Annotated in this window: 13 protein-coding genes; 4 read left to right on the forward strand and 9 right to left on the reverse strand. The window is 64.3% G+C overall.

Translation table 11 applies throughout. The features are described 5' to 3' along the window. Positions 1-103: 103 nt before the first annotated feature. Positions 104-1,024 carry a sterol desaturase family protein gene (locus BN2476_RS34985; RefSeq protein WP_087738770.1) on the forward strand — a complete coding sequence of 307 codons (921 nt, stop codon included), beginning with the start codon at positions 104-106 and terminating at the stop codon, positions 1,022-1,024. A gap of 137 nt (positions 1,025-1,161) precedes the next feature. Then, positions 1,162-2,367 carry an SGNH/GDSL hydrolase family protein gene (locus BN2476_RS34990; protein WP_087738771.1) on the forward strand — a complete coding sequence of 402 codons (1,206 nt, stop codon included), beginning with the start codon at positions 1,162-1,164 and terminating at the stop codon, positions 2,365-2,367. 155 nt (positions 2,368-2,522) lie between these two features. Here the strand turns inward: BN2476_RS34990 and BN2476_RS34995 are convergent, their stop codons facing one another. The 9 genes from BN2476_RS34995 to BN2476_RS35035 all read right to left on the reverse strand — a co-directional run bounded on the left by BN2476_RS34995 (position 2,523) and on the right by BN2476_RS35035 (position 12,203). Beyond that, positions 2,523-3,566, reverse strand: a complete 1,044-nt coding sequence (locus BN2476_RS34995; RefSeq protein WP_087738772.1) for an L-threonylcarbamoyladenylate synthase — start codon at positions 3,564-3,566, stop codon at positions 2,523-2,525. A 12-nt stretch (positions 3,567-3,578) separates the two neighbouring features. Then, positions 3,579-4,787 carry a 5-(carboxyamino)imidazole ribonucleotide synthase gene (locus BN2476_RS35000; protein ID WP_087738773.1) on the reverse strand — a complete coding sequence of 403 codons (1,209 nt, stop codon included), beginning with the start codon at positions 4,785-4,787 and terminating at the stop codon, positions 3,579-3,581. 97 nt (positions 4,788-4,884) lie between these two features. Next, positions 4,885-5,403 carry a 5-(carboxyamino)imidazole ribonucleotide mutase gene (gene purE / locus BN2476_RS35005; protein WP_087738774.1) on the reverse strand — a complete coding sequence of 173 codons (519 nt, stop codon included), beginning with the start codon at positions 5,401-5,403 and terminating at the stop codon, positions 4,885-4,887. A 28-nt stretch (positions 5,404-5,431) separates the two neighbouring features. Further along, entirely contained in the window at positions 5,432-6,322 is an 891-nt protein-coding gene (locus BN2476_RS35010) for a phosphoribosylaminoimidazolesuccinocarboxamide synthase (RefSeq protein ID WP_087738775.1), read from the reverse strand. Positions 6,323-6,481: 159 nt separating this feature from the next. Beyond that, positions 6,482-7,546, reverse strand: a complete 1,065-nt coding sequence (gene fba, locus BN2476_RS35015; protein ID WP_087738776.1) for a class II fructose-bisphosphate aldolase — start codon at positions 7,544-7,546, stop codon at positions 6,482-6,484. A gap of 247 nt (positions 7,547-7,793) precedes the next feature. Next, a complete protein-coding gene (gene pyk / locus BN2476_RS35020) occupies positions 7,794-9,230 on the reverse strand; it encodes a pyruvate kinase (RefSeq protein WP_087738817.1) in 1,437 nt (478 codons plus the stop codon). A 506-nt stretch (positions 9,231-9,736) separates the two neighbouring features. After that, positions 9,737-10,930 (reverse strand): phosphoglycerate kinase, encoded by a 1,194-nt coding sequence (locus BN2476_RS35025; protein ID WP_087738777.1) that lies wholly within the window; start codon positions 10,928-10,930, stop codon positions 9,737-9,739. 206 nt (positions 10,931-11,136) lie between these two features. Continuing rightward, positions 11,137-11,460, reverse strand: coding sequence for an AzlD domain-containing protein (locus BN2476_RS35030; protein WP_087738778.1), 324 nt, complete (start codon positions 11,458-11,460; stop codon positions 11,137-11,139). Further along, positions 11,457-12,203, reverse strand: a complete 747-nt coding sequence (locus BN2476_RS35035; protein WP_087738779.1) for an AzlC family ABC transporter permease — start codon at positions 12,201-12,203, stop codon at positions 11,457-11,459. The genes BN2476_RS35030 and BN2476_RS35035 overlap by 4 nt, the downstream gene beginning before the upstream one ends. 293 nt (positions 12,204-12,496) lie before the next feature. Between BN2476_RS35035 and BN2476_RS35040 the strand changes: the two genes are divergently transcribed. Both BN2476_RS35040 and BN2476_RS35045 read left to right on the forward strand, forming a co-directional pair. Then, positions 12,497-13,420 (forward strand): branched-chain amino acid transaminase, encoded by a 924-nt coding sequence (locus BN2476_RS35040; RefSeq protein ID WP_087738780.1) that lies wholly within the window; start codon positions 12,497-12,499, stop codon positions 13,418-13,420. An 80-nt stretch (positions 13,421-13,500) separates the two neighbouring features. Then, positions 13,501-13,695, forward strand: coding sequence for a zinc-finger domain-containing protein (locus BN2476_RS35045; RefSeq protein WP_087738781.1), 195 nt, complete (start codon positions 13,501-13,503; stop codon positions 13,693-13,695). Positions 13,696-13,792: the final 97 nt, after the last annotated feature.

Below are 13,792 nucleotides of genomic sequence, written 5' to 3' on the forward strand. Positions count from 1 at the left end.
AAGCCGCACACGATGCACGCCGATCGTCGAACGATGCCGCAAACAATAAAGACAATGCCGGCCTCCTGAAGGAGGCCGCAGGGACCCTCGGAGGGAGACGTCAATGCAATTCGATGCCGAATTGCTCCTGCTCGCCATGGCGCCGGTCTTTCTCGCGTGCATCGGCTGGGAAGCGTGGCGCACGCGGCGCACGCATCCCGAAGCGCGCATCTACAGCTGGCGCGACACGTTGTGCAACACCGCGCTCGCGCTGATGCATCAAGGCGCCGACAAGCTCGCCTGGCTGTTCGTCATTCCCGTCTACGCGTGGTGCTACGAGCATTACCGTCTCTTCGACTGGCACGCGGGCTGGTTGTCGTTCGCCGTGCTGTTCGTCGCGCAGGATCTGCTCTACTACGTGTTCCATCGCTGCAGCCATCGCGTGCGCTGGCTGTGGGCCGCGCATGTCGTGCATCACTCGTCGGAACGGATGAACTTTTCGACGGCGTTCCGGCAGAGCCTGATGTATCCCGTCGCGGGCATGTGGGTCTTCTGGATTCCACTCGCGTTGCTCGGCTTTCCGCCGAAGCAGATCGTCGGCATCGTGCTGATCAATCTGGCGTTTCAATTCTTCGTGCATACGCAGGCAATCGGCAAGCTCGGCTGGCTCGAATACGTGCTGAACACGCCGTCGATTCATCGCGTCCATCACGCGCGCAACGACCGCTATATCGACCGCAACTACGCGGGCGTGCTCGTGATCTGGGACCGGCTGTTCGGCAGCTACGTCGACGAAGATGCCAACGAGGCGCCCGTGTACGGCATCGTCGAGCCGCTGCACACGTACAACCCGTTGCAGGCGACGTTTCATGAGTGGGCGTCGATGGCACGAGATGTCGTGCGCGTGCGCGGCTGGCGCAACCGGCTGAACGCGCTCTTCGGGCCGCCTGCCTGGGCCGCGCAGTATCACGCGAGTCTTTGCGACGGACAAAGCACTTTTGAATCGGCAGGACACACGCCGCAGAACAACAACGCGGCCGTCTAGTCGCCACGAATCGAATAACAGGGGAAAATTTTTGCAAAGCCGTCGCCGCGTCCACACGACGCTGGCCACTGCCTGCATCAGATGGCTCAAGAGACGGATCGCTCGAGGCCAAATACATACGAGGAGATAAGGACCTTATGAAGCAAGCATCGAACAACGCTGGCGTCGTGCGCCTCGCACGGATCGCGGTCGCGTGCGCGGCATTCGCGACGCTCGTCGCGTGCGGCGGCGGCAGTGACAACAACAATAACAACGCGAGCAGCGCGCCGGCTGGCGGGGTCAAGCTGCAGGTGGTGTCGTTCGGGGACAGTCTGTCGGACGCCGGCACGTATTCGCCCGTGATCGCCGCGAACTTCGGCGGCGGGCGCTTCACGACGAACCCCGGCGAAGTGTGGACGCAGAAGGTCGCCGAGTATTACGGCGATACGTTGACGCCCGCCTACGTCGGCGGCTTCGGCGTGCCGCTGAAGGCCAACGGCGGCTTCGGTTACGCGCAGGGCGGCTCCGATGTGGCGAACCCAGTCGGCATCGGCTTCGCGCCCAACAACATGGCGGCCACGACCGTGCCCGTCACGTCACAGGTCAAGCAATACCTGACGGATCACGGCAGCTTCAACTCGAATCAGCTCGTGCTGATCAACGGCGGCGCAAACGACATCTTGCAGCTGCTCCAAAACACGCAGTTCATGACCAACCTCCAGACGCAGCTCGCGACGGCCACCACCGTACAGCAACAGCAGCTGATCATCGGGACGGCGGTTGGAACGCAGCTTCAGACGACGATCGCGAGCTTCGTGGGTCTCGTCGGCACCACGCTGTCGAACGGTGCAACGCACGTGGTCGTGGTCGATGTGCCGGACATCGGCCTGACGCCGCTTGCGACGGGCGAGGCGGCAGCGAATAACGCTCCGCAACTGCCGGCGCTGATCACGGGCATCGTATCCGCATACAACACGCTAGTTGCAAATGGCCTGAAGACGGCCGGCATCGACACGAAGGTGATTCAGGTCAGTTCGTTCATCTGGCTGCATCAGTTGCTCGGCAGCTACCAGTCGCAAGGCTTCACCAACGCGACAGGCACGGGTTGCAACATCACGCAGATGGAACAGAACGCAACCGCTTATGCGACGGCGAACCCGTCGGTGCTGGTCGGCGGCATGACGGCGCAGCAGTACGGCCAGCAATTCGGCTCGTCGCTGTTCTGCTCGCCGCAGACGCTGACGGTCGCGGGCGCGGACCAGTCGTATGTCTTCGCCGACCAGCTCCATCCGACGACGCACGCGTATGCCGCATTCGCCACCTACGTCGAACAACAGATCGCGGCGACGGGTCTGGGCAAGTAAGCGGGCACCCGGGGCCTGGCGGGAGCGCGCTTCCCGCCGACGGCTTCCCGAACTCTAGTTCGATACGAAAAAGCCCGGCTCTTTGTGAGTCGGGCTTTTTTGCGCGTTGGCTTCGGGCATCGCGCGCGAAGCGTTGGGGACGAAGCGTGGAGCGGTCAGGACTCGTGCGCCTCGAATGCGGCCGCCGCTCTGCCGAGCCGGTCGTTGACGGCGATCCACTCGATCGTATCGGGCAACTTCTCGATCAGAATGCGCGATACGTTCGCGCGATCCAGCGCTCGCAGCAAGCCGTACAGGTCGCGCGCATAGAGATGCGGATCTTCCGGCGCGGCGACGAAATGCACGCCATCCGCGTCGGCCCAGCGTCCCGCGCGCGAGGCACGCGCGACCAGCGCGACGCGCTCGTCGGGCGCGCGCGCGGCGAGCATCGGTTCGAGCACGTCGAACGGCAGCAGCGCGAGCGGCGTGCGCGGCGCATAGTGCGCCTTCAATGTGCCGGACGCGCGCGGCGCGCTTGCATCCGTTCCGTCCGGCAAGCGCGGCATCTCGCCAAGCACGTCGGCGATATCTTGCGGCGTCACGTGACCCGGGCGCAGCAGCGCGGGAAACCCACGCGACAAATCGATGATCGTCGATTCGATACCCACATCCGACGACCCGCCATCGAGGACATGAATCGTATCGCCGAACTCGTCGCGCACATGCTGCGCGGTGGTCGGACTGACATGCCCGAAACGGTTCGCGGACGGCGCGGCCACGCCGCCATGTCCGTTGCGCAGCGCGCTGAATGCTTCGAGCAACGCCTGTGCGACAGGATGCGACGGACAGCGCAGTCCGACCGAATCCTGGCCGCCGCTCACGGCAGCCGGGATATGCGCTGCACGCTTGAGAATCAGCGTAAGCGGACCCGGCCAGAACGCGTCGATCAAACGCTGTGCATCGGACGGCAGTTGCTCGACCCAGTAATTCGGATCGCCGTTCGGCGCGAGATGCACGATGACGGGATGATTCGCCGGCCTGCCCTTCGCCGCGTAGATACGCGCGACGGCCTCGGGACTCTCCGCATCGCCGCCCAGCCCGTAGACCGTCTCCGTAGGAAACGCTACGAGTTGTCCCGCATCGAGCAGCGCCGCTGAGTACGCGATCTCGTCGGCGCCGACGCGCGACGCTACATCGGCAGGTTTCGTTTGATCCGGCATGACGGCTACCGCTCAGCTAGTCGGGATATGCAGCAGGCGCGCGCAGTCGCGGGCCGCCGTGCGTGCACGCTCGAGCGTCGCGGCCGTGAAGTTCACGTGACCCATCTTGCGGCCCGGACGCGCCTCTTCCTTGCCGTACAGATGCAGACGCGCTTCCGGCATCGCGGCGACTTCATGCCACGGTGGCGTCACGGCCGCGCTCGGCCTTTCGCCCTTCGCGTTGACGGGGAACCACACGTCGCCCAGGATGTTCAGCATGACGGCGGGCGAATGCTGGCGCGTGTCGCCGAGCGGCATGCCCGTCATCGCCCGCACCTGCTGCTCGAACTGGCTCGTCGCGCAGGCGTCGACCGTGTAGTGGCCGGAGTTGTGCGGACGCGGCGCCATTTCGTTCGCGACCAGCGTGCCGTCTTCGAGAATGAAGAATTCGACACACAGCACGCCGACATAGCCGAGCTTGTCCGCGATCTGCAGCGCGGCCAGCTGCGCCTGTTCGACGAGCGTCGCATTGGCGTCGGGTGCGGGCACGATGGTATGCGACAACACGCCATGGCGATGCGTGTTCTGCGCGAGCGGATAGACGGCCGACGAGCCGTTCGTGCCGCGCGAGATCAGCGCCGACACTTCGAACTTCAACGGCAAGCGCTTTTCGAGCACGCAAGCGACGCCGCCCAGCGACGCATGCGCCGCACGCACTTCCGCTGCGTTGCCGACGCGCACCTGGCCTTTGCCGTCGTAGCCGAGCCGAGACGTCTTCAGGATGCCCGGCAGCACGGCTTCGAGCGCAGCATCGTCGAGCGCGGCGAGCGCATCCGACGATTCGATCACGACGTGCGGCGCAACGGGCACGCCCGACGACGCGATGAAGCGCTTCTCCGCGATGCGGTCCTGCGCGACGGCGACGCAACGTCCAGCGGGGCTAACGAACGTCGTGCGCGCGAGGAAATCGAGACTCGCCGCCGGCACGTTCTCGAACTCGGTCGACACCGCCGCGCACAGGCGCGCGAGTTCGGTGAGAGACGCTTCGTCGTCATAGGCCGCGCGCAGATGACGATCCGCGACGGCACCCGCCGGACTGTTTTCGTCCGGATCGAGGACGGCGACGCGATAGCCCATCGCCTGCGCGGCGAAGCAGAACATGCGGCCAAGCTGGCCGCCACCAACCATGCCGAGCCATGCGCCGGGCATAATCGGTGATACCGGAGTGTTGTCTGGATTCATCTTGGTGGTCGTTCGCGGCCGATGTGAGGATCGGCCGGTCAAAGCGTTGGACTGCGTTGAACTTCTTCGGGTACTAGCCGCTGCGCATCTGAGGCGCTTACAGCGGCGGCAGCGTCATCGCGTGAGCCGCTTCGTTCTGGCGCACGCGGAAGGCGGCGAGCTTCTCCGCATATTCCGGCGACGTGCCGCTCAGCATCGACACCGCGAACAGCGCCGCATTCGCCGCGCCTGCTTCGCCGATCGCGAACGTCGCGACAGGCACGCCCTTCGGCATTTGCACGATCGAGTGCAGCGAATCGACGCCCTTCAGATACTTGCTTGCCACGGGCACGCCGAGCACGGGCACCGTCGTCTTCGCGGCCAGCATGCCCGGCAGATGCGCCGCGCCGCCGGCGCCCGCAATGATCGCACGCACGCCGCGTTCGCGCGCGCTTTCAGCATAGGCGAACATTTCATCAGGCATGCGGTGCGCGGAAACGACCTTCGCTTCGTACGGCACGCCGAATTCCTGCAGGACGGCGACCGCGTTCTTCATGACTTCCCAGTCGGAGCTGGAACCCATCAGCACGCCGACGAGCGGCGCGTCATGGGTATGTGCTGTCTGAACTTCACTCATGATGTTGCTTGTTCCGTGTGCGTGGCGCTCAGGCGAGCTTCTGGCCCGTCAGGCGCTCGAGCGCTTCCTGATACTTCTGCGACGTCTTCTCGACGACTTCGTCCGGCAGTTTCGGCGCGGGCGGCTCCTTCTTCCACGGCTGCGTTTCCAGCCAGTCGCGCACGAACTGCTTGTCGAACGACGGTGGGTTCGTGCCGACCTGGTATTGATCCGCCGGCCAGAAGCGCGACGAATCGGCCGTCAGCGCTTCGTCCATCAGATAGAGCCGGCCCTTGTCGTCGAGACCGAATTCGAACTTCGTGTCCGCGATGATGATGCCGCGCGTCGCCGCGTAGTCGGCGGCTTCCTTGTAGAGACGGATCGAGATGTCGCGGATCGTCGCCGAGAGTTCGGTGCCGATGCGGCGCTCCATCTCTTCGTATGTGATGTTTTCGTCGTGGTGGCCCATCTCGGCCTTCGCGGCCGGCGTGAAGATCGGCTCGGGCAGTTTCTGCGCGTTTTGCAGGCCCTCGGGCAGCTTCACGCCGCACACGGCGCCCGTCGCCTGATAGTCCTTCCAGCCGCTCCCGGCCAGATAGCCGCGCACCACGGCTTCGACGAGAATCGGCTCGAGGCGCTTTACGACGACCGCGCGGCCCTTCACCTGCTCGACTTCATCGGGCGCGACGACGGTTTCCGGCGCAACGCCCGTCAAATGATTCGGTACGACGTGCTTCAGCTTGTCGAACCAGAAGTTGGCCATCTGGTTCAGCACGCGCCCCTTGCCCGGAATCGGCTCGCCCATGACCACGTCGAACGCGGACAGACGGTCCGTCGTGACAATCAGCAACTGGTCGTTGCCCACCGCGTAGTTGTCGCGGACTTTGCCGCGGCCGAGCAGCTGCAGCGAGCGGAGCGTGGATTCGTAAAGGGTAGACATCGTCGTGATTCACTAAAATGGGGCTGAAAAACGGCCCGGAACAAAAGGGAAACGCCGTTCCCCGGATCATGCGGGAACGGCGATCGGACGACAACCTGGCCAGATGGCCAGGCGCGTGATGCTCGTGCAGCGCGCGAGCGGGGCAAACCCGCCCGCCGCTTAGCGGACGACTTGCGCGAGCTCGCCCACCTTGTACTTCTCAGCCATCTTGTCCATCGAGATGGACTTGATCTTCGACGCCTGGCCTTCGCAGCCGAACGCCAGATAACGGTCCACGCAGACCTTCTTCGCGGCTTCGCGAGCCGGCTTCAGGTAATCGCGCGGATCGAACTTCGAACGGTTCTCGGCCATGTAGCGGCGGATCGCGCCCGTGATCGCAAGACGCAGATCGGTGTCGATGTTGATCTTGCGGACGCCGTTCTTAATGCCTTCCTGGATTTCCTCGACGGGCACGCCGTAGGTTTCCTTCATGTCGCCGCCGAATTCGCGGATTTCCGCGAGCAGTTCCTGCGGCACCGACGACGAACCGTGCATCACCAGGTGCGTGTTCGGAATGCGCTGGTGAATTTCCTTGATGCGCTGAATCGACAGGATATCGCCCGTCGGCTTCTTCGAGAACTTGTACGCGCCGTGCGACGTGCCGATCGCGATCGCCAGTGCGTCGCACTGCGTGAGCTTCACGAAGTCCGCTGCCTGCTCGACGTCGGTCAGAAGCTGTTCGCGCGTCATCGTGCCTTCCGCGCCGTGGCCGTCTTCCTTGTCGCCCTTCATCGTTTCCAGCGAACCGAGCACGCCCAGTTCCGCTTCCACCGTCACGCCGATCGAGTGCGCCGCTTCGACGACCTTGCGAGACACGTCGACGTTGTACTCGTACGACGCCACCGTCTTGCCGTCGGCTTCGAGCGAGCCGTCCATCATCACGCTCGTGAAGCCGCTGCGGATCGCGGCCATGCAGACTGCCGGCGACTGGCCGTGGTCCTGGTGCATCACGACGGGAATGTGCGGATACGATTCGATGGCCGCTTCGATCAGATGGCGCAGGAACGGCTCGCCGGCGTACTTACGCGCGCCTGCCGATGCCTGCATGATCACGGGTGCGTTGACCTGATCGGCCGCCGCCATGATCGCCTGCACCTGCTCCAGGTTGTTTACGTTGAATGCCGGAAGGCCATAACCGTGTTCGGCGGCATGGTCCAGCAGTTGACGCATTGATACGAGAGGCATTGATGTACTCCTTAGATTGAAACGAATCCTGTGCCGACGGCATCTATTTATGCAATTTCATGCAATTTTATCGTGAAGCAGACCGTGTCCCGAGCGCACCCTTCCCAAACTGCGTGCGCCGCCTCTCTTTCGGGGACACGGCGCTCCGCTTCACGCGCGCCGTTCGGCTCGCCGTCGCGGTTCCTTTACGGTCGCGCGACGGCTCGTATTTCCTCGCGCTTACGGCTATCGATGGCGTGCCGGTAAATCAGACCGGCTCGCCGACGCGGACGATCTTCAGCGTGTTCGTGCCGCCCGCCTGGCCCATCGGCTCGCCGACCGTCAGCACGACCATGTCGCCGCGCGCCGCATAGCCCTTGCCGACGACCACTTCGAGCGCTTGCTGGAGCGCGATGTCGCGATCGCTGCTGGTGTCGAGATGTAGCGGGTTCACGTTGCGGTAGATCTGCATCGCGCGCTCGCTGCCCTCGCGCGGCGTGAGCGCGAAGATGGGAACATGCGTCCAGTGACGCGACATCCACAGCGCCGTCGAGCCCGACTCCGTCAGCGCGACGATCGCCTTCGCACCCAGGTGATACGCCGTGAAAAGCGCGCCCATTGCAATCGACTGGTCGATGCGGGTGAAGGTTCGGTCGAGGAAGTCCTTGTCCAGTTCGACGTGCTCGGACTTTTCCGCTTCGACGCAGATTGCGGCCATCGTTTCGATCGTCTGCACCGGGTATTTACCCGCCGCTGATTCCGCCGACAGCATCACGGCGTCGGTGCCGTCCAGCACCGCGTTCGCCACGTCCGAGACTTCGGCACGCGTCGGCACGGGCGCGTTGATCATCGATTCCATCATCTGCGTGGCCGTGATGACGAACTTGTTCGCCTCGCGCGCCATCTTGATCATGCGCTTTTGCAGCGCGGGCACGGCCGCGTTGCCGACTTCGACGGCGAGATCGCCGCGCGCGACCATGATGCCGTCCGATGCTTCGAGAATGCCTTGCAGCGCCGGGATCGCCTCGGCGCGCTCGATCTTCGCGATCATCTTCGGCTTGATGCCGTACGGCGCGCCCGCGATGTTTGCGAGCTGGCGCGCCATTTCCATGTCCGTCGCGTTCTTCGGAAACGACACGGCGACATAGTCCGCGCCCAGCGACATCGCCGTGCGGATATCCTCCATGTCCTTCGCGGTCAGCGCGGGCGCCGTCAGGCCGCCGCCCTGGCGGTTGATGCCCTTGTTGTTCGACAGGTCGCCGCCGATCTTCACGACGGTGTGAATCTCGTTGCCGATCACGCGCTGCACGCTCAGCACGATCAGGCCGTCGTTCAGAAGCAGCGTGTCGCCGGCTTTCAGGTCGCGCGGCAGGTCCTTGTAGTCGAGGCCGACGCGCTCGTCGTTGCCGAGCTCGCAATCGGCGTCGAGGATGAAGGTGTTGCCGGCGACCAGCGTGGTCTTGCCGTTTTCGAATTTGCCGACCCGGATCTTCGGGCCTTGCAAGTCGGCCATGATGCCGACTTCATGGCCTGCCTGCCGGGCCGCTGCACGCACGAACTCCGCACGCTGACGGTGATCGTCAGCGGTGCCGTGGGAAAAGTTGAGGCGCACCACGTCGGCGCCCGCTTCGATCATTTGCTGCAGGATTTCCTGCGTGCTGGAAGCCGGCCCGATGGTTGCGACAATCTTGGTGGCGCGATGCATGAGTCTCCTCGTTTGGATGAGATCGCTGGGATGAACGTCAGGAGTCGGATGCGGAGGCTGCGCAACGACAGGTGCTACATGGGGCAGTGCGCCGTTCGTTCCCTTCGAACCTTGAAGGCCCGGCGTCGTATCGTGGGGGACTGCTGCGACATCATGAAACCGCGGCGACGGCTGATCGGCCGCGCGCAAAGACTCATCATCGGCTTCGGTGTGCGAGGCGGAGGACACCGTTGCACCTGAACCGGCCTCTGCTTGCGCGTCTGTCGCTGCGTTTGCGGCGACGGCGTCGGAGGCCAGTTCCGTATTCTGTTCCGCTCGATCTGAGCGGTCTGCGGCAACGACTGCGGTCTCTGCCGCTGGCGCGTTGCCGGAAGGTTGCGAAGCCGCCTGCGCGGCGGCCTCGGGTTGCAGCGCTTTTGCGGAGCGCGCTGCGCGCTCCCCTGCCGCTGCCGTGCGCGACGCGTTGCGCGTCTTCTGAGGCTTGTTGGGGGAGCGCGTCGCCATTATCAGGCCCGCGATTCCAGCACTGCGACGGCGGGCAGCTTCTTGCCCTCGAGGAACTCGAGGAATGCGCCGCCGCCCGTCGAGATATAGCTCACCTTGTCGTGGATGCCGTACTTCGCGATGGCCGCGAGCGTGTCGCCGCCGCCTGCAATCGAGTACGCCGACGACTTCGCGATCGCGTCAGCCAGCGTCTTCGTGCCGTTGCCGAACTGGTCGAACTCGAACACGCCGACAGGGCCGTTCCAGACGATCGTGCCAGCCTTCTCGAGCTGCGACGCGAGCGCCTTCGCCGTTTCCGGTCCGATGTCGAGGATCATGTCGTCGTCTTGAACGTCAGCGACCTTCTTGATTTCGGCCTTGGCCGTCGGCGAAAACTCTTTGGCCGTAACCACGTCGCTCGGGATCGGCACCGACGCGCCACGCGCCTTCGCCGATTCGATGATCGCCTTCGCTTCGTCGACGAGATCCGCTTCGACGAGCGACTTGCCGATCTTCAGACCTGCCGCAAGCATGAACGTGTTCGCGATGCCGCCGCCGACGATCAGCTGGTCGACCTTGTCGGCCAGCGACTTCAGGATGGTCAGCTTGGTCGACACCTTCGAGCCCGCGACGATCGCCACGAGCGGACGCTTCGGCGAGCCGAGCGCCTTGCCGAGCGCTTCGAGTTCGGCGGCGAGCAGCGGGCCCGCGCACGCGACGCTCGCGTACTTCGCGATGCCATGCGTCGTCGCTTCGGCGCGGTGAGCGGTGCCGAACGCGTCGTTCACGTAGACGTCGCAGAGCTTCGCCATTTTCTGCGCGAGCTCGTCGGAATCCTTCTTTTCGCCCTTGTTCACGCGGCAGTTTTCGAGCAGCACGACCTGGCCCGGCGCGACGTTCACGCCGTTCTCGACCCACTGCGACACCAGCGGCACGTCGCGGCCGAGCAGTTCGGACAGGCGCTTCGCAACGGGCGCGAGCGAGTCTTCGGGTTTAAAGTCGCCTTCCGTCGGGCGGCCCAGGTGCGACGTGACCATGACGGCAGCGCCGGCGTCCAGCGCGGACTTGATGGCGGGCACGGAAGCGCGGATGCGGGTGTCTTCGGTGATGTTGCCGGCGTCGTCCTGCGGTACGTTCAGGTCGGCGCGGATGAAGACGCGTTTGCCGGATAGCTTGCCTTCGGCGATCAGATCGGAGAGACGCAATACCTGTTTCATGATTCGTATGCGAGTTGATTGGAAGGCGGTGCGGACGCTGCGCGAACGGCCTCTCGCGAACGGTGCCGGCGGCTTCGCGCGTGTTCCGGGAGACGGGTATTTTAACCGATCGACAGACCGATCTATCCCGTGGCGCGAGAATCCCGGTATTTGGCGGCGCCAGTGGGGCCCGGCAGGTTATTGCACCGCAACATCCGTGCACCGCATCAGAAGATCAGCCGCAACGCCGTGAACACCAGCATCCCGACGACGATCGTGCCCAGCATCGTGCGCCGCCAGAGGAACCACGCGAGGCCCGCGAGCGTGCCGTACAGCTCGTGATTCGACAGCGCGACGGACACGCCGCTGTCCGTCACCAGCACGTCCGGCACGACGACGGCCGCGAGCGCCGCCGCGGGCGCGTAGCGCAGCATCCGTTGCGCGCGCTCGGGCAAAACCGTGCGCTCACCCCCGATCAGAAACAGCGCGCGTGTCAGCGCTGTGACAAACGTCATGCCGATGATCGCGAGCCAGATCTGCAGCGTGGTCATCGCGGGTTCTCCGTGCTGTTGCGAATGCGGCGCAAGTCGGCGCGCTCGGCCATCGCGTCGGCGGCGCTGCCGGCGACGATCGCCGTCAGGACGGCGAGCGGCAGCGCGAGCCGGTACGGCAGGTCGAACGCGATCAGCGCGACGATGCCCGCGACGCTGACGGCCGCGAGCGTCGAGCGCGACGAGATCGCCGATACCATCACGGGAATCAGCGCGAGCGTGCCCGCGAGCGAAAGGCCCCAGTTATCGGGAAAGAGGCTCGCGAGCAGAATGCCGACGATCGACGACACCTGCCACGACAGCCAGCTCGAGACGGCCATGCCCCAGAAATACGCTTCCTTGCCGGGCACATAGCCGGTCTGAAAGGCCTTCTTCTGGAACAGCAGGTAGATGACGTCGCCGTTGAAATAGCCGACGAGCAACCGTCGGTACAGCGGCAGATACGAAAAATGCGGCGCGAGACCGGCGCTGAAGATGATGAAACGCGTGTTGACCATCGCGGCCGTCAGCAGAATGGTCCAGACGGGCAGCTTCGCGAGCATCAGCGGCAGCACGGCCAGTTGCGACGAGCCCGCATAGACCAGCAGCGACATGGCGAGCGATTGCGGCACCGTCATCACCGATTTGCTCATCGCGATGCCCGTCACGAGGCCCCATGAGAAGATCGCCATCAAGGTCGGCGAGTAGGCGCGCATGCCATCACGGAAGGCACGGCGATCGAGATCGGACAGGCGAGCGAGCATGAGGCGAAGGCAATGCGGCGCGATGAACGCCGCGACGGCTGGAGGTCAGCGCCAGATCGTAAGGCAGCCGCTGGCGCATGCGGTTTTCTTTTCAGCGACCGCCGGATTATAGCGTCCAGGGTGCCCGCGAATGCCCGTTGCCTCTGCAAATGACGGTAAAATATCGCGTTTGCCGCGTGTCCCCGGCGCTTCGTGTAGTCGGCGCGCCACGCGCAGCGCGCGTCACAACAAGTCCGTATCACGTCGGAACGTTGGAACGTTAGAACCCGAACCCGCACTGCCTGGAGAACCGTATGTCAATGGCCGACCGCGACGGCAAGATCTGGATGGATGGCAAGCTCATCGAATGGCGCGACGCCAAAATCCACGTCCTCACCCATACGCTGCACTATGGGATGGGTGTTTTCGAGGGCGTGCGCGCGTACAAGACGGTCGACGGCGGCACGTCGATCTTCCGTCTGAACGAGCACACCAAGCGCCTGCTCAACTCGGCCAAGATCTTCCAGATGGACGTGCCATTCGACCACGAAACGCTCGCCGCCGCGCAGCGCGAAGTCGTCCGCGAGAACAAGCTGGAGTCGTGCTATCTACGCCCGATCATCTGGGTCGGCTCGGAAAAGCTGGGCGTGTCGGCGAAGGGCAATACCATTCACGTCGCGATCGCCGCATGGCCGTGGGGCGCGTATCTCGGCGAAGACGGCATCAAGAAGGGCATCCGCGTGAAGACGTCGTCGTTCACGCGCCATCATGTGAACGTATCGATGGTCCGCGCGAAGGCATCGGGCTGGTATGTCAATTCGATCCTCGCGAACCAGGAAGCCACCGCCGACGGCTACGACGAAGCGCTGCTGCTCGACGTCGACGGCTATGTGTCGGAAGGCTCGGGCGAGAACTTCTTCCTCGTGAACAACGGCAAGCTGTACACGCCCGACCTGTCGTCGTGCCTCGACGGCATCACGCGCGACACCGTCATCACGCTGGCGAAGGACGCGGGCATCGAGGTGATCGAAAAGCGCATCACGCGCGACGAAGTCTATACGGCCGACGAAGCGTTCTTCACTGGCACGGCCGCCGAAGTCACGCCCATCCGCGAACTCGACAACCGCACGATCGGCTCGGGCGCGCGCGGCCCGATCACGGAGAAGCTGCAATCGGCGTTCTTCGACATCGTGAACGGCAAGAGCGAGAAGTACGCGCACTGGCTCACGAAGATCTGAATTCCGCGGGCGCGGCTGCGGCCACACGTGAAGGCAAACGCCAGCCGCGCCTGCTCTTTGCATACAACGAGAAAGTCCCTATGAGTGAAATCAAGGAAATGCCGCTGGTCGAACTGTCGGCGAAGGATCTTCCTGCGTACTGCCCGAACCCGTCGATGCCGCGCTGGAGCAACCATCCGCGCGTCTTTATCGACGTGACGCACGGCGAAGCGCGCTGCCCTTACTGCAGCACGCGCTACAAGCTGCGCGACGGCGAAGTGGTCAAGGGTCACTGATCCGCGACTCGCTTCGTCTGCGGCACGGGCTGCGGCGTCACGCGTCGTTCGGCAATCCGCGCTGGAAGCCGGACTTCTCGCCGCGCACGCCGATATA

Origin of the sequence: Paraburkholderia piptadeniae (genome assembly GCF_900007165.1) — a bacterium.
GTDB lineage: Bacteria > Pseudomonadota > Gammaproteobacteria > Burkholderiales > Burkholderiaceae > Paraburkholderia > Paraburkholderia piptadeniae.